The 16,744-nt window shown below is 62.0% G+C and carries 14 protein-coding genes; 1 reads left to right on the forward strand and 13 read right to left on the reverse strand.

Annotated elements, in window-relative coordinates; translation table 11 throughout:
• The first annotated feature begins 60 nt into the window (after positions 1-60).
• Entirely contained in the window at positions 61-939 is an 879-nt protein-coding gene (locus ACA047_RS11245) for a LysR family transcriptional regulator (protein ID WP_497359255.1), read from the forward strand.
• 56 nt (positions 940-995) lie between these two features.
• Here ACA047_RS11245 and ACA047_RS11250 read toward each other — a convergent pair whose 3' ends face one another.
• The 13 genes from ACA047_RS11250 to nuoC all read right to left on the reverse strand — a co-directional run bounded on the left by ACA047_RS11250 (position 996) and on the right by nuoC (position 16,685).
• Complete coding sequence (locus ACA047_RS11250) at positions 996-1,472, reverse strand: PA2171 family ribosome-binding persister protein (RefSeq protein ID WP_497359256.1); 477 nt, start codon at positions 1,470-1,472, stop codon at positions 996-998.
• A gap of 198 nt (positions 1,473-1,670) precedes the next feature.
• Positions 1,671-2,780, reverse strand: coding sequence for an NAD(P)/FAD-dependent oxidoreductase (locus tag ACA047_RS11255; RefSeq protein ID WP_497359257.1), 1,110 nt, complete (start codon positions 2,778-2,780; stop codon positions 1,671-1,673).
• 132 nt (positions 2,781-2,912) lie between these two features.
• Entirely contained in the window at positions 2,913-4,376 is a 1,464-nt protein-coding gene (gene nuoN, locus ACA047_RS11260; RefSeq protein WP_497359258.1) for an NADH-quinone oxidoreductase subunit NuoN, read from the reverse strand.
• A 7-nt stretch (positions 4,377-4,383) separates the two neighbouring features.
• Positions 4,384-5,916: an NADH-quinone oxidoreductase subunit M gene (gene nuoM, locus ACA047_RS11265; protein WP_497359259.1), complete on the reverse strand. Its 1,533-nt coding sequence runs from the start codon at positions 5,914-5,916 to the stop codon at positions 4,384-4,386.
• A 39-nt stretch (positions 5,917-5,955) separates the two neighbouring features.
• Positions 5,956-7,809 carry an NADH-quinone oxidoreductase subunit L gene (nuoL, locus tag ACA047_RS11270; RefSeq protein WP_497359260.1) on the reverse strand — a complete coding sequence of 618 codons (1,854 nt, stop codon included), beginning with the start codon at positions 7,807-7,809 and terminating at the stop codon, positions 5,956-5,958.
• Positions 7,806-8,114, reverse strand: a complete 309-nt coding sequence (gene nuoK, locus ACA047_RS11275) for an NADH-quinone oxidoreductase subunit NuoK (protein WP_003180046.1) — start codon at positions 8,112-8,114, stop codon at positions 7,806-7,808. Before nuoK ends, nuoL begins: the two co-directional genes overlap by 4 nt.
• Before the next feature lie 4 nt (positions 8,115-8,118).
• Positions 8,119-8,619 (reverse strand): NADH-quinone oxidoreductase subunit J, encoded by a 501-nt coding sequence (gene nuoJ / locus ACA047_RS11280; protein WP_497359261.1) that lies wholly within the window; start codon positions 8,617-8,619, stop codon positions 8,119-8,121.
• Between the two features lie 9 nt (positions 8,620-8,628).
• Positions 8,629-9,177: an NADH-quinone oxidoreductase subunit NuoI gene (gene nuoI, locus ACA047_RS11285; RefSeq protein ID WP_003180051.1), complete on the reverse strand. Its 549-nt coding sequence runs from the start codon at positions 9,175-9,177 to the stop codon at positions 8,629-8,631.
• Between the two features lie 11 nt (positions 9,178-9,188).
• Positions 9,189-10,196 carry an NADH-quinone oxidoreductase subunit NuoH gene (nuoH, locus tag ACA047_RS11290; protein WP_497359262.1) on the reverse strand — a complete coding sequence of 336 codons (1,008 nt, stop codon included), beginning with the start codon at positions 10,194-10,196 and terminating at the stop codon, positions 9,189-9,191.
• Positions 10,193-12,907, reverse strand: a complete 2,715-nt coding sequence (gene nuoG, locus ACA047_RS11295; protein ID WP_497359263.1) for an NADH-quinone oxidoreductase subunit NuoG — start codon at positions 12,905-12,907, stop codon at positions 10,193-10,195. The genes nuoH and nuoG overlap by 4 nt, the downstream gene beginning before the upstream one ends.
• 138 nt (positions 12,908-13,045) lie before the next feature.
• Positions 13,046-14,404: an NADH-quinone oxidoreductase subunit NuoF gene (gene nuoF, locus ACA047_RS11300; protein WP_497359264.1), complete on the reverse strand. Its 1,359-nt coding sequence runs from the start codon at positions 14,402-14,404 to the stop codon at positions 13,046-13,048.
• Positions 14,401-14,898, reverse strand: a complete 498-nt coding sequence (nuoE, locus tag ACA047_RS11305; protein ID WP_497359265.1) for an NADH-quinone oxidoreductase subunit NuoE — start codon at positions 14,896-14,898, stop codon at positions 14,401-14,403. Before nuoE ends, nuoF begins: the two co-directional genes overlap by 4 nt.
• 2 nt (positions 14,899-14,900) lie before the next feature.
• Positions 14,901-16,685, reverse strand: coding sequence for an NADH-quinone oxidoreductase subunit C/D (gene nuoC, locus ACA047_RS11310; RefSeq protein ID WP_497359266.1), 1,785 nt, complete (start codon positions 16,683-16,685; stop codon positions 14,901-14,903).
• Between the last annotated feature and the right edge of the window lie 59 nt (positions 16,686-16,744).

Raw genomic sequence — 16,744 nt, forward strand, 5'->3', positions numbered from 1 at the left:
CTGCCTCAACCCGACCACAATGCCCAACAGAACATCCGGACTGTCCACCCTGGAATGACAATGAACCCCTTCGAAGAAATGCGCATCTTTGCCCAGGTCATGGAGTCGGGCAGTTTCACTGCTGCGGCGGACAAGTTGGGGCTGTCCAAGCAGTTTGTCAGCCGCAAGCTCATGGAACTGGAGCAGCGCCTGGGCGTACGCCTGCTCAATCGCTCGACGCGACGGCTGGACGTCACGCCCCTGGGCCAGCGCTATCACGAAGCGGCGCTGCGCCTGCTCAGCGAAGTCGAACAGGTGGAGCAGGGCATCAGCGGCCAGACCAACGAGCCCCGCGGCACCATTCGTCTCAGCGCACCGCTGTCCTTTGGCGTGACGCACCTGAGCAGCCTGTTGCCGCTGTTTCTGCAGCGCTATCAAGACGTCAGCGTAGAGGTAGACCTCAGCGACCGCTCGGTGGACCTGCTGGGGGAGGGCTATGACCTGGCGCTGCGGATCGGCGTGCTGGAAGATTCGACCTTGATCGCGCGACGCATCGCGACCATCGAACGGGTGTACTGCGCCAGCCCGGCCTACCTGGCGCAACGGGGCACACCCATGCGACCTGAAGACTTGCGCAATCATGACTGCCTACCCTATGGACACAGCCGCCAGGTCCAGTGGCGATTCGCGGGTGTCGGCAAACCGTTGACGCTGGAGGTCACGGGACGCATGCGCGCCAACAACGGCGATTTGCTCAGGGATGCGGCCATCGCCGCAATGGGCATTACCTACCTGCCAACTTTTATCCTCGGGGAGGCACTCAAGGACGGTCGATTGATCAAGGTGCTGGAGGGCTTTGAGACCGAGCCGCTGACGCTGTCGGCGGTTTACCCGCAACATCGTCAAAGTTCACGCCAGGTGCAGGCGCTGGTGGAATTCTTGCGCGAACAGATGCAATAAAGCGCCGTAACGCATTCAGCCGTCATATGACGGCTGAAGCATCCACGGCGCTTTGATCAGGCAGCGAGGTTAGCGCTGCTCAGTTCTTTTTTGTACTGCGCTTTCATGGTTTCCATTTCTTCACCCAGGGCATCCAGTTTTGCTTTGCCCAGCAGTTTTTTTGCTTGAGGGAACATCTCCTTCTCTTCTTCTTCGATGTGGTGCTCAAGCAGTTCCTTGACCACTTTCACGCGGCCGGCAAATTCCGGCTGGGTCGGATCGGTGGTTTTCAGGTCCGGCAGGACCAGCGAATCGACGGTGCGGTGTTCTTCCTTGGCCTCGTAATACATTTCGGCCTCGTCCTTGCTGCCTGCTTGCTTGAAAGCCGGATAAAGAATCTCTTCTTCCAGACGGGTGTGGATGGAAATTTCCATTTCCAATTTTGCCAACAGATCGGTGCGCTTCTTGACGGCGCGATCAGTGGATTCGCTCAGTTGGGTCAGAATGGCTTTGACGCGTTCATGGTCGGCTTTCAACAGGTCGATGGCGTTCATAAGTAGCTCCTGGCAATTCATCACGGATGCGGGTCAGCTTCAAGCGCCGACGCCGCGTAAAAGGTAAATTGCATCAGCCGTGCCAGCCGAAGTGTAATAAAAAACCGTTTAAAAACAGTTAGTTGTGTTGACTCTTTTTTTTATGTTCGTGCAAGCTGCATGAGAGCGGGGAAAATGCCTTGCACTTTGCGCTGATGGCTAAACGCTTTCGATCAGTTGCCGGACCCGACCGGCAATCGCCAGGCAAGACGTCAGCCCCGGCGATTCAATCCCGAACAGGTTGATCAGCCCCGGCACCTGATGCTCGGCTTTGCCGCTGATGAGAAAGTCGCGGGCAGGCTCGCCCGGAGCGCAGATTTTCGGGCGGATGCCGCTGTAGCCCGCTTGCAGGCTCTGGTCCGGCAAGCCGGGCCAGTAATTGCGAATCGCAGGGTAAAAAGCCTCGGCCCGGGCCGGATCGACCCGGTAGTCTTCGCCCTCGACCCATTCGATGTCAGGGCCGAAGCGGGCCTGGCCCGCCAGGTCCAAGGTCATGTGGATGCCCAGGCCGGCGGCCTCCGGAGCGGGGTAGACCAGATGTCGGAAGGGCGCGCGTGCGGCCAGGCTGAAGTAGTTGCCCTTGCACAAATAATCATCGGGCACCGATTGTGGCGGCAGGCCCTCGATGCGGCGGGCGAGGGTAGGCGCCTGCAGGCCGGCGGCGTTGATCAGTCGCCGGCAAGACACACTCATCTGCGCCGTGCCGCCCAACTCCAGCAGCAAGCCCTCGTCGATGATCCGAGCCCTTAGCAAAGGCGTGTGGAATGCGATGTTCGCGCCGGCCGATTCAGCATCGCCCTGCAAGGCCAGCATCAGGGCATGGGAGTCGACGATACCGGTGGAGGGCGAATACAGCGCGGCGACACACGCCAGTGCCGGCTCCAGGTCCAGTGCCTGCTGTTGATCGAGCAGGCGCAGGTCGTCCACACCATTGGTCAAACCGCGTTTCAATAACGCCTCGAGCCCGGCCACCTGCGCCTGATCCTTGGCGACGATCAACTTGCCGAGCCTGCGGGTCGCGACCCCGTGGCTTTCACAATAGTCATACAGCCTTTGTCGGCCTTCGACGCACAACTGCGCCTTGAGACTGCCCGGTGGGTAATAGATGCCAGCGTGGATGACTTCGGAGTTTCGTGAACTGGTGCCCATGCCAATGGCCTCACTGGCCTCGATCAGCAGCACTTCGTGACCGGCCAGGGCCATTTCCCGGGCCACGGCGAGGCCGATGACGCCCGCGCCCACCACCACGCAGTCGATGTCGATGCCCAAACCCTTTCCCCTTCGTGACGTTGATGGTCAACCGACTCAGGATAGCCCGGCGTCGGCCGCTTCTACATCCCCCAAAAAAAATGCCCGTATCTCACGATACGGGCATTTTTCATGGCTACGACACTTAGCCGATCAGCCAGTCAAACCCGCCTGCTGAACCAGGGTCAGCAACGGCTGCGGGTACACGCCGAGGAAGAACGCCAACAGGGCGATGGCCAGCAGCATCACGCCGCCTGCCTTCTGTTCCCAGTGCAACTCGGCATCGTGGCGACGCAGGTTCGGTTCCATCAGGTACAGGGTGACCATCACGCGCAGGTAGTAGAACACGCCGATGGCACTGCCCAGCACCAGGGAGCCGACCAGCCACCATTGGTGAGCCTCGACGCCGGTGGCGATGATGTAGAACTTGCCGATGAAACCCGCGGTCAGCGGGATGCCGGCCAGGGACAGCATCATCACGGTCAGCACGGCAGTCAGGTACGGACGGCGCCAGAACAGGCCGCGGTATTCGTACAGGGCGTCAGCGTCGCGGCCGTTGTACGGCGAGGACATCAGGGTGATCACGCCGAACGCGCCGAGGCTGGTGATCACGTAGGTGACCAGGTACACGCCGATGGCTTCCACGGCCAGGCCCTTGCTGGCGATCAACGCGATCAGCAGGTAACCGAAGTGGGCGATGGACGAGTAACCCAGCAGACGCTTGAGGTTGCTCTGGGTCAGAGCCAGCAGGTTACCGAACAGGATCGACGCGATGGCGATAATGGTCAGCACGTTGCTCAGCACACCGCTGCTGGCCACTGGCGAGATCTGGAACAGACGCACCATCACCGCGAACACTGCCACTTTCGAGGCGGTGGCGAGGAACGCCGCCACTGGCGCCGGGGCGCCTTCGTAGACGTCCGGGGTCCAGAGGTGGAAGGGCACCAGCGACAGCTTGAAGGCCAAACCGATCAGCATCATGCCCAGGCCCAGTTGCGCGATCGGGCTAGGCAGGCCGGTGGCCGCCAAGGCCTGGCCGATGCCGTTGAAGTTCAGGGTGCCAGCCTCGGCGTAGAGCAGGGCCATACCAAACAACAGGAACGCCGAACCGGCTGCCGACAGCACCATGTACTTGATGCCAGCTTCCAGGGAGCGCTTGTTGAAGAAGGCGTAGGCCACCAGGCCGTAGACCGGCACCGACAGCAGTTCCAGGCCGATGAACAGGCTGGCCAGGTGCTGCGCGCTGACCAGCACCAAGCCACCGGCGGCGGCCATCAGGATCAGCAGGTACAGTTCTTCGCGGTTGCCCGGGTAACCCGAACCGCCGTCGCCGAGGTAGGCGTGGGCGAGGGTGACACAGGCCAGGGTGGCGACCAGGATCAGCGCCATGTACAGGCAGGCGAAGCTGTCGATCTGCAGCAGAGGCGTCACCGCCAATGGCGCGACTTTAAGCGCCGGCAGAATCGACAGCAGGGCCAGGTTCAGCCCCGCCACCGACAGCAGGAAGGTCTGTGAGTGATTGCGCCGCCAGGCGATCGCCAGCATCACCACGATGATCGTGGCGCTGGTGATCAACAGCGGCGCAAGCGCGATAAAGTGTTGAATCGTGAATTCCATAGCGCTCTTACCGGGCCGAAGCGAGTTGAGAGAAGGCGGTGCCGAGCCACTGCTGCACGCCATGCATCGTGGCGGCAGAGGTGTCGAGGAACGGTTGCGGGGAAACGCCGAGGTAAACCAGCAGCACCGCAAGGCCGAGCACCATGATCAGTTCGCGACCGTCCATGCCGCGCAGCGCTTCGTCCGACTTGGACGGGCCGAAGTAGGCGCGGTGGATCATGATCAGCGAGTAGACCGAACCGAACACCAGGCCGGACGTGGCGATGGCAGTGATCCACGGCGCACTGACGAAGGTGCCGATCAGGATCAGGAACTCGCCGACGAAGTTACCGGTGCCCGGCAGGCCCAGGGACGCGGCTGCGAAGAACAGGCTGATGGCCGGCAGGTAAGCGATGCGCGACCACAGGCCACCCATCTCACGCATGTCCCGGGTGTGCAGGCGTTCGTACAACTGGCCGCTGAGGATAAACAGCGCTGCGGCCGACAGACCGTGGGCCAGCATCTGGATCACCGCGCCTTGCAGGGCGAGCTGGCTGCCGGAGTAGATCCCGATCAGCACGAAGCCCATGTGCGAAACGCTGGAGAAGGCGATCAGGCGCTTGATGTCGGTCTGGGCGAAGGCCAGGAACGCACCGTAGAAAATCCCGATCAGACCCAGGGTCATGGCGATCGGCGCGAACTCGGCCGAGGCATTGGGGAACAACGGCAACGCGAAGCGCAGCAGGCCATAGGCCGCAGTCTTGAGCAGGATACCGGCCAGGTCCACGGAACCAGCGGTCGGTGCCTGGGCGTGGGCGTCCGGCAGCCAGGAGTGGAACGGCACCACGGGCAGCTTCACCGCGAAAGCGATGAAGAAGCCCAGCATCAGCACGTACTCGGTGGTCTTGGACATCTGCACTTTCAACAGATCGGCGTAGTTGAAGGTAATCACGCCGGTGTTGTTGAAGTTGACCAGCACCAGACCGAGGATCGCCACCAACATGATCAGGCCGGAAGCCTGGGTGAAGATGAAGAACTTGGTCGCGGCGTAGATCCGGGTTTTCTTGCCGTCCGAAGAACTGTGACCCCAGAGCGCGATGAGGAAGTACATCGGCACCAGCATCATTTCCCAGAAGAAGAAGAACATGAACAGGTCCAGCGCCAGGAACACGCCGATGACACCGCCCAGGATCCACATCAGGTTCAGGTGGAAGAAGCCGACGTGACGCTGGATCTCTTTCCAGGAGCAGAGTACCGAAAGGATACCCAGCAGGCCGGTCAGCAGGATCATCAGCAGCGACAGGCCGTCGAGGGCCAGGTGCACGCTGATGCCGAAGCGTGCGATCCAGACGTGCTTGAATTCAAGCGCCCAGGTCGGATCGGCGCCAGGGGCCGGAGCGAATGAATAGTCGCCGGTCGCCCACAGCCAGAGGCCGAGCGCGAGTTCCAGGGACATGGTCAGCAGCGCAATCCAGCGCGGGAGGGTGGAGCTGGAACGCTCCGCAATCCAGCACAGCAGGCCGCCGATAAAGGGGATCAGGATTAGCCAGGGCAGAATCATGACGGGCTCGTTTCCTTTCGCAAGTTCGCAAGGTTCATATCAGACCGCTACCAGCACGATGGCGCCGATAACCAGCACGGCGCCAGCCGCCATGGAAGCCGCATACCAACGCAGTTGACCGGTCTCGGTACGGCTCAGGGCAGTGTGGCCGCCCTTGGCCATGCGCGGGATCAGGCCAATGGTCTGGTCGAGCGGGTCTTTGCGCAGAATGTGGCTGATCGCAAGGTATGGCTTGACGAACAGTTTGTCGTAGATCCAGTCGAAGCCCCAGGCGGCGAACCACCAGGCCGAAAGGAAACGCCCGATGCCGCTGTTGGCGATCGCCGTGACGAAACGACGCTTGCCCAGGAACAGCAGGGCAGCCAGCAGGATACCGGCCAGGGCGATGGCACCCGAGGCGATTTCCAGGCTGTGCTTGGCTTCGCCGCCGGCGTGGCCGACGCTTTGTGGCAGCACATCGGCCAGCGGTGGCGTGATCATGGCGCCGACGAAGGTCGACAGCACGATCAGCACCGACAGCGGCAGCCAGTGGGCAATGCCGTGGCCGGCGTGGGCGTCGGTCTTGGCTTCACCGTGGAACGCGATGAAGATCAGGCGGAAGGTGTACAGAGAGGTCATGAATGCACCCACCAGGCCGGCATAGAGCAGACCCTGGTTACCGCTGGCGAACGCTTCCCAGAGGATCTCGTCCTTGGAGTAGAAGCCGGCGGTGACCAGTGGCAAGGCCGACAGGGCTGCGCCGCCGACGATGAAACTGGTGTAGGCCAACGGCAGTTTCTTCCACAGGCCGCCCATCTTGAAGATGTTCTGCTCGTGGTGGCAGGCAACGATCACCGCACCGGAAGCAAGGAACAGCAGGGCCTTGAAGAAGGCGTGGGTCATCAAGTGGAAGATCGCGCCCTCCCAGGCGCCGACGCCCAGCGCCAGGAACATGTAGCCGATCTGGCTCATGGTCGAGTAGGCGAGGATGCGCTTGATGTCGGTCTGTACCAGCGCGGCAAAACCGGCCAGCACCAGGGTCACGCCACCAACGATGCCGACCAGGTGCAGGATGTCTGGCGCCAGGGCAAACAGGCCGTGGGTACGGGCGATCAGGTAGACACCGGCGGTCACCATGGTGGCGGCGTGGATCAGGGCCGACACCGGGGTAGGACCGGCCATTGCGTCCGCCAGCCAGGTTTGCAGCGGCAGTTGCGCGGACTTACCGACGGCACCGCCCAGCAGCATCAGGGTCGCCAGGACAATCCAGAAGTCACCGACCTTGAAGTGTTCCGGTGCCTTGACCAGCAGTTCCTGGATATTCAGCGTGCCCAGTTGCTGGAACAGGATGAACAGGCCGATGGCCATGAACACGTCGCCGATCCGGGTCACGATGAACGCCTTGAGCGCGGCGTTACCGTTGTTGCGGTTGCTGTAGTAGAAACCGATCAACAGGTACGAGCACAGGCCCACGCCTTCCCAGCCGAAATACAGGAACAACAGGTTATCGCCCAGCACCAGGAACAGCATGCTGGCGATGAACAGGTTGGTGTAGGCGAAGAAGCGCGAGTAACCGGCTTCACCGCGCATGTACCAGGAGGCGAACAGGTGGATCAGGAAACCCACGCCGACCACCACGCCGAGCATGGTCACCGACAGGCCGTCCAGGTATAGGGCGAAGTTTGGCGTGAAGCCTTCCACCGCCATCCACCGCCACAGCACCTGCACGTACACACCACCCTCGGGTGGAGCGACGTTGAATTGCCAGATCACGTAGGCCGTGACGATGGCAGACAGGCCAATGGAACCCACGCCAATCAGCGCCGAAAGGTTTTCCGAGAGGCGGCCGCGTGAAAACGACAGCAGCAGGAAACCCATGAGGGGAAATACGAAAGTCAGAAAGATCAGGTTCATCCGCGCATCTCGCTGGCAGCGTCGATATCGAGAGTGTGGAAGCGGCGATACAGCTGCAACAGAATCGCCAGGCCAATACTGGCCTCGGCGGCTGCCAGGCTGATCACCAGGATGAACATGATCTGTCCATCCGGCTGGGCCCAGCGAGCGCCCGCGACGATGAAGGCCAGGGCGGAGGCATTCATCATGACCTCCAGGCTCATCAGCACGAACAGAATGTTACGGCGGACCATCAGGCCAACCAGACCGAGACAGAACAGGATGCCGGCAACCGCCAGACCATGCTCGAGAGGGATAGCAGGCATGTGATTACTCCTTCGCCTCGTTACGGCCTAAATGGAACGCCGTGACGGCTGCGGCAAGCAGCAGCATCGAGGCGAGTTCGACCGCCAGCAGGTACGGGCCGAACAGGCTGATGCCCACGGCCTTGGCGCCTACGGTGGTGTGGCCGATGGCCTGGCCGCTCTGGTGAGCGAACAGCACATACAGCAGTTCACCCAGCAGCAGGGCGGCGAGGATCACCGGTCCTGCCCAGATGCCGGGCTTGAGCCAGGAGCGTTCTTGCTGGACCGCGGCCGGGCCCAGGTTCAGCATCATCACCACGAACACGAACAGCACCATGATGGCGCCAGCGTAGGCGATCACTTCCAAGGCACCGGCAAACGGCGCGCCGAGGGCGAAGAAGGTCATGGCCACGGCGATCAGCGAAATGATCAGGTAGAGCAGGGCGTGCACAGGGTTGGTGTTGGTGACCACACGAAGCGTGGACACCACCGCGATACCCGATGCGAAATAGAAAGCGAATTCCATCTTTCTTCCTTAAGGCAGCAAGCTCTTCACGTTGATCGGTTCGGCTTCATTCTGCGCGGCGCCTTTGGGCTTACCGGCAATGGCCATACCTGCAACACGATAGAAGTTGTAATCAGGGTTTTTACCGGGACCGGAAATCAACAGATCTTCTTTCTCGTACACCAGGTCCTGACGTTTGAACTCGGCCATTTCGAAATCCGGCGTGAGCTGGATCGCGGTGGTCGGGCAGGCTTCCTCGCAGAGGCCGCAGAAAATGCAGCGCGAGAAGTTGATGCGGAAGAAGTCCGGGTACCAGCGACCGTCTTCGGTTTCAGCTTTCTGCAGGGAGATGCAGCCCACCGGGCACGCCACGGCGCACAGGTTGCAGGCCACGCAGCGCTCCTCGCCGTCGGGGTCGCGGGTCAGGACGATGCGGCCGCGATAACGCGGCGCCAGGTAGACCGGCTCTTCAGGGTATTGCAGGGTGTCGCGCTTGCGAAAGCCATGGCCGAAGATCATGACCAGGCTTCGTAGTTGGGTACCGGTACCCTTAACGATGTCGCCAATATATTTGAACATGGGTCAAATCCTCACTGAACCGCGGCCGCAGGCGCGTTCATCAAAACGATCGCAGCGGTCACCAGCATGTTGATCAGGGTCAGCGGCAGGCAGAATTTCCAGCTGAAGTCCATCACCTGGTCGTAGCGTGGGCGCGGGATCGAGGCGCGCAGCAGGACGAACAGCATGATGAAGAACGCGGTCTTGAGGGCGAACCAGACGAAGGACAGTTGCGGCAAGATGCCGAACGGACCGTGCCAGCCACCAAAGAACAACGTCACCAGCAGCGCCGAGATCAGGATGATGCCGATGTATTCACCGACGAAGAACATGCCCCATTTCATGCCGGCATATTCAATGTGGTAACCGTCGGCCAGTTCCTGTTCCGCTTCTGGCTGGTCGAAGGGGTGACGGTGAGTCACGGCCACGCCGGCGATGAAGAACGTACAGAACCCGAAGAACTGAGGAATGATGAACCACAGGTTCTGGGCCTGGTACTCGACGATCTCGCGCATGTTGAACGAACCGGCCTGGATCACGATGCCCATGAGCGACAGGCCCATGAACACCTCGTAGGACACGGTCTGGGCCGAGGCCCGCAGGCTGCCCAGCAGGGCGAACTTGTTGTTACTCGACCAACCGGCGAACAGCACCGCATACACCGACAGGCCGGCCATGGCGAAGAAGAACAGCAGGCCGATGTTCAGGTCCGCCACGCCCCAGGTCGGGGTGATGGGGATGATCGCGAAGGCGATCAGCAAGGCGCTCATGGCCACCACCGGTGCCAGGGTGAAGATCACCTTGTCGGCAAACGGCGGCGTCCAGTCTTCCTTGAAGAACATCTTGATCATGTCGGCGGCGATCTGGAACATGCCGAACGGGCCAACACGGTTCGGACCGTAGCGGTCTTGCCACCAGCCCAGCAGGCGACGTTCGACGAAGCTCAGCAAGGCGCCTGCGACCACCACGGCCAGCAGGATCACGATGGCCTTGAGGACCGTCAGGATCACATCGATCACTTCAGGGGTGAACCAGCTCATTGCGCTGCCTCCTGCAGACCGTCAACGGTTTTGCCGAATACCGCCGGTGGAATACCCGCCAGACCGGCTGGCAGGGCCACCAGGCCGGCGCCCAGTTCTTCACTGATGCGCAGCGGCAGACGCAGGGTCTGGCCGGCAACGTTCAGGCTCAGCAGGGCACCGTCGTTGACGCCCAGTCGATCGGCTTCGGACTTGGCCAGCGATACGTAGGCGGCCGGGATGCGTTCCTGCACCGGCGCGGCTTTGGAAGAGTTCTCTTCGCTGCCGAACAGGTGATGGAACGGCACGACCTGCCAAGTGCCCGGTGCCGGGTTGAAGGCACGCGGCACACTGGCGAACCAGTTGAGGCCGTCGCCCTGGCTTTCGATCAGGCGAGTGCCCGGGTCACCGGCACGCAGGTGACCGCCGACTTCGTCCTGGAACTTGTTCCAGGCTTGCGGCGAGTTCCAGCCCGGCGACCAGGCGAACGGCACTTGTGAGCGCGGTTCGGCGGAGCCCGAGTAACCTTCCATGGAGAACGAGAACGCGGTGTCCTGGTCTTGCGGGGTACGCGGTTCGTGAACGCTGATGTTCGCGCGCATGGCGGTGCGGCCGCTGTAGCGCAGCGGTTCACGGGCCAGTTTCAGGCCTTTGATACGGAACGCGGCGGACGGTGCAGCGTCGACGATTGCCGCCAGTTGCGCGGAGCTCGAAGCGCAGGCTGCGGTGACGTGGTCCAGTTGCGTCCAGTCGATCGGCTGGTTCAGCAGGGTGGCGCGCAGGGCGTGCAACCAGCGCCAGCCTTCGTGTACCAGGATGCTGGCGTCCAGATATTGCGGGTCGAACACTTGGAAGAAGCGCTGGGCGCGGCCTTCTTGGCTGACCAGCGTACCGTCGCCTTCGGCGAAGCTCGCCGCCGGCAGCACCAGGTGGGCGCGGTCGGCGGTGGCGGTTTTCTGATGGTCGGCGACGATCACCACTTTCGCGGCGTTCAGGGCGGCGTCCACTCGGGCGTTGTCAGTGCGGGTGTACAGGTCGTTTTCCAGCACCACGATGGCGTCGGCGCTGCCGTCGATCACCGCTTGCAGGGCCGCATCAACCGATTCGCCACCGAGCATGGCCAGGCCGAGGCTGTTGGCTTCGGGCACGATCAGGCTGATGGAGCCGTTCTTCTCCCGCAGCTTCAATGCCTTGGCGATGTTGGCGGCCGCTTCGATCAGCGCCTTGGAACCCAGGGAGGTGCCAGCGATGATCAATGGGCGCTTGGCGGCCAGCAGGGCAGCGGCAATGCGCTGGGCCAGTGCGGCCGCTTCGCTGTCCAGGCCGTCGACGGCCGGGGCGCTGGCGTCCAGGGCGTGGGCCACGGCAAAACCGATGCGTGCCAGGTCGTCGGGGGCGGCGTGGACGCATTCCTCGGCCACGTCGTCGAGCTTGGTTTCAGCCAGGCTTGCGATGAACAAAGGGTTCAGTGCGTGCTGGCCGATGTTCTTCACGGCGGCGTCGAGCCACGGCTGGACGCGCATGGCGTCGGCCATGTCTTCGGCCTTGCCCTTGACCGACTGACGCAAGGCCAGGGCCATGCGGGCGGCAGTCTGGGTCAGGTCTTCGCCAAGGACGAACACGGCGTCGTGGTCTTCGATGTCGCGCATCGTCGGTACGGGCAGCGGGCTGTCCTTGAGCACTTGCAGCACCAGGCGGATGCGCTCCAGTTCACCGGCTTCGATACCGCTGTAGAAGTGCTCGGCACCGACCAGTTCACGCAGGGCGTAGTTGCTTTCCAGGCTGGCCCGTGGCGAGCCGATGCCGACGATGTTGCGACCGCGCAGCAGTTCGGCGGCCTTGTCCAGGGCTTCGTCCAGGCTCAGCTTGGCGCCGTTGGCCAGCAGCGGCTGGCGAGGGCGGTCCGGGCGGTTGACGTAGCCATAGCCGAAACGGCCACGGTCACACAGGAAGTACTGGTTGACCGAACCGTTGAAGCGGTTTTCGATACGACGCAGTTCACCGTAGCGCTCGCCCGGGGAGATGTTGCAGCCGCTGGAGCAGCCATGGCAGATGCTCGGCGAGAACTGCATGTCCCACTTGCGGTTGTAGCGCTCGGAGTGAGTCTTGTCGGTGAACACACCGGTCGGGCAGACCTCGGTGAGGTTGCCGGAGAACTCGCTTTCCAGGGTGCCGTCTTCAACACGACCGAAGTACACGTTGTCGTGGGCGCCGAATACGCCCAGGTCGGTGCCGCCGGCGTAGTCCTTGTAGAAACGCACGCAGCGGTAGCAGGCGATGCAGCGGTTCATTTCGTGGGAGATGAACGGGCCCAACTGCTGGTTCTGGTGGGTGCGTTTGGTGAAGCGATAACGGCGCTCGTTGTGGCCGGTCATCACGGTCATGTCTTGCAGGTGGCAGTGGCCGCCTTCCTCACAGACCGGGCAGTCGTGAGGGTGGTTGGTCATCAGCCATTCGACGACGCTGGCGCGAAACACTTTCGCTTCTTCGTCGTCGATGGAGATCCAGCTGCCGTCAGTGGCGGGGGTCATGCAGGACATGACGATCCGACCACGTTTGTCGTTTTCGTCGGTGTACTGCTTGACCGCGCACTGGCGACAGGCGCCAACGCTGCCAAGGGCGGGGTGCCAGCAGAAATAAGGAATGTCGAGGCCCAGCGACAGACACGCCTGTAACAGGTTGTCTGCGCCATCGACTTCGAGCTCTTTGCCGTCTACGTGGATAGTGGCCATGGTTCAAAGTTCTTCGTTGGCCCGGTGTCAGCGGGCGTGGCTAATGGAATCTTGTTATTCGTCCGAATCCAAACAGCCTTCAAAGGCGTCATCGGACGAAAGGCGAAGGGCACGGACCCTTCGCCTTTTAAAGCGTTGTTACGCGCCGACCATGGTCGGCGTGACCACCTGATTGAGATCACCGGCGCGGGTTGGCGCGATACCGGCCTCGAATTCAGGGCGGAAATATTTGATCGCGCTGCCCAACGGCTCAATGGCGCCCGGTGCGTGAGCACAGAAAGTCTTGCCTGGGCCGAGGAAGCCCACCAGACCCAGCAGGGTCTCGATGTCGCCGGGCTGACCTTCGCCGTTCTCGATGGCCATCAAGAGCTTGACGCTCCATGGCAAGCCATCACGGCAAGGGGTGCAGAAGCCGCAGGATTCGCGAGCGAAAAACTGCTCCATGTTGCGCAGCAAGGACACCATATTGACGCTGTCGTCCACCGCCATGGCCAGGCCGGTACCCATGCGGGTGCCCACCTTGGCGATGCCGCCGGCGTACATTTGTGCGTCCAGGTGTTCGGGCAACAGGAAACCGGTACCGGCACCGCCAGGCTGCCAGCACTTGAGCTTGTAGCCGTCGCGCATGCCGCCTGCGTAGTCTTCGAACAACTCGCGGCCGGTGACGCCAAACGGCAGTTCCCACAGGCCAGGGTTCTTGACCTTGCCAGAGAAGCCCATGAGCTTGGTGCCCATGTCTTCGCTGCCATCGCGGGCCAGGGATTTGTACCAGTCCACGCCGTCGGCAATGATCGCCGGCACGTTGCACAGGGTTTCGACGTTGTTCACGCAGGTCGGCTTGCCCCACACGCCAACGGCGGCAGGGAAGGGCGGCTTGGAGCGCGGGTTGGCACGGCGGCCTTCCAGGGAGTTGATCAACGCGGTTTCTTCACCGCAGATATAACGCCCGGCACCGGTGTGCACGAACAGCTCGAAATCGAAACCGCTGCCCAGGATGTTCTTGCCCAACAGGCCGGCGGCCTTGGCTTCTTCCACGGCACGGTTCAGGTGCTTGGCGGCGGTGGTGTATTCGCCGCGCAGGAAGATATAGCCGCGGTAGGTTTTCAGCGCACGGGCGCTGATCAGCATGCCTTCGATCAGCAGATGGGGCAGTTGCTCCATCAGCATGCGGTCCTTCCAGGTGTTGGGTTCCATTTCATCCGCGTTGCACAGCAGGTAGCGGATGTTGATGGATTCGTCCTTGGGCATCAGGCCCCACTTCACGCCAGTGGGGAAGCCCGCGCCGCCACGACCCTTGAGGCCGGAGTCTTTCACGGTCTGGACGATGTCGTCCTGGGCCATGTCGGTGAACGCCTTGCGTGCAGCGGCGTAGCCGTTCTTGGCCTGGTATTCGTCCAGCCATACCGCTTCGCCGTCGTCACGCAGACGCCAGGTCAGAGGATGGGTCTCGGCCGAACGCTGGATGCGGTTGGCGGGCCCGAAGGAAGTCAGGGTCATACGTAGCCCTCCAGCAGTTTGGCGACACCTTCTGGCTGGACGTCACCGAAGGTGTCGTCGTCGATCATCAGTGCCGGGGCCTTGTCGCAATTGCCCAGGCAGCACACCGGCAGCAGGGTAAAGCGACCGTCGGCGGTGGTCTGGCCCAGGCCGATGCCCAGCTTGCTCTGGATCTCGTCGACCACGGACTCATGGCCGCCGATGTAGCAGACCATGCTGTCGCAGACGCGAATGATGTGGCGGCCCACTGGCTGGCGGAAGATCTGGCTGTAGAAGGTGGCGACGCCTTCGACGTCGCTGGCCGGGATGCCGAGGATTTCGCCGATGGCGTAGAGCGCGCCATCAGGCACCCAGCCACGTTCCTTCTGAACGATCTTCAGGGCTTCGATCGACGCCGCGCGCGGGTCTTCGTAGTGATGCAGCTCGTGCTCGATGGCCGAGCGCTCGGTTTCGCTCAGGGCGAAACGGTCTGTCTGGATAAGCGTGCTGTTCATGCTTAGCGGTCCACGTCGGCCATAACGAAATCGATACTACCCAGGTACGCGATCAAGTCCGCGACCATGCTGCCTTTGATCACCGAAGGGATCTGCTGCAGGTGCGGGTAGCTTGGGGTGCGAATCCGGGTGCGGTAGCTCATGGTGCCGCCGTCGCTCGTCAGGTAATAACTGTTGATGCCCTTGGTCGCTTCGATCATCTGGAAGGATTCGTTGGCCGGCATGACCGGGCCCCACGAAACCTGCAGGAAGTGCGTGATCAAGGTCTCGATGTGCTGCAGCGTGCGCTCTTTGGGCGGCGGCGTGGTCAGCGGGTGATCCGCCTTGTACGGGCCCTCCGGCATGTTGCGCATGCATTGGTCGATAATCTTGATGCTCTGGCGCATTTCTTCGACGCGAACCATGCAGCGGTCGTAGGCATCGCCATTGACGGCCAGTGGGACTTCGAATTCGAAGTTTTCGTAGCCGGAGTAAGGACGTGCCTTACGCAGGTCGAAGTCGCAGCCAGTGGAGCGCAGGCCTGCACCGGTGACGCCCCATTCCAGGGCCTCTTTGGTGTTGTAGGCGGCCACCCCGATGGTACGGCCCTTGAGGATGCTGTTCTGCAGGGCGGCCTTGGTGTATTCGTCCAGGCGCTTGGGCATCCACTCGACGAAGTCCTTGACCAGTTTTTCCCAGCCCCGCGGCAGATCGTGGGCAACGCCACCGATGCGGTACCAGGCCGGGTGCAGGCGGAAACCGGTAATGGCTTCGATCACCGTGTAGGCCTTCTGGCGGTCGGTGAAGGTGAAGAACACCGGGGTCATGGCGCCCACGTCCTGGATGTAGGTTCCCAGGAACAGCAGGTGGCTGGTGATGCGGAAGAACTCGGCCATCATGATGCGGATGACGTCGACCTTCTCCGGTACTTTGATCCCGGCCAGTTTCTCGACCGACAGCACGTACGGCAGGTTGTTCATCACGCCGCCGAGGTAATCGATGCGGTCGGTGTACGGAATGTAGCTGTGCCAGGATTGACGCTCACCCATCTTCTCGGCGCCACGGTGGTGGTAACCGATGTCCGGCACGCAGTCGACGATCTCTTCGCCGTCCAGTTGCAGGATGATGCGGAACGCACCGTGGGCCGAAGGGTGGTTCGGGCCGAGGTTGAGGAACATGTAGTCCTCATTCGCCCCGGAACGCTTCATGCCCCAGTCTTCGGGTTTGAAACGCGCGGATTCTTCCTCGAGCTGTTGCTTGGCCAGGGACAGGCTGAACGGGTCGAACTCGGTGGCTCGGGCCGGGAAGTCCTTGCGCAGCGGGTGACCTTCCCAGGTCGGCGGCATCATGATGCGCGTCAGGTGTGGATGGCCGGGGAAATCGATCCCGAACATGTCCCACACTTCGCGTTCGTACCAGTTGGCGTTCGGCCAGATCCCGGTCACGGTCGGCACGCTGAGGTCGCTCTCGGACAAGGCGACCTTGATCATCACGTCACTATTACGCTCGATCGACAGCAGGTGGTAGAACACGGTGAAGTCGACGCCGTCGGGCAGCCCTTGACGCTTGGTGCGCAGACGCTCGTCCACGCCGTGCAGGTCATAGAGCATGACGTACGGCTTGGGCAGGTTGCGCAGGAAGGTCAGGACTTCGACGAGTTTGGCGCGGGCAACCCAAAGCACCGGCATGCCGGTGCGGGTCGGCTGGGCGGTGAACGCCTCGGGGCCAAAACGGTTACTGAGTTCGACAACCACATCCTGGTCGTCTGCCTTGTAAGGCGGGATGTACAGAGCACTGCCTGTAGTCATGGTTATTTATCGCTTTCGGTCACGTAAAGAATGAAGCCAGGTTCTCGTTACTTGTTCAG

The organism is Pseudomonas sp. LBUM1664, assembly GCF_059695895.1.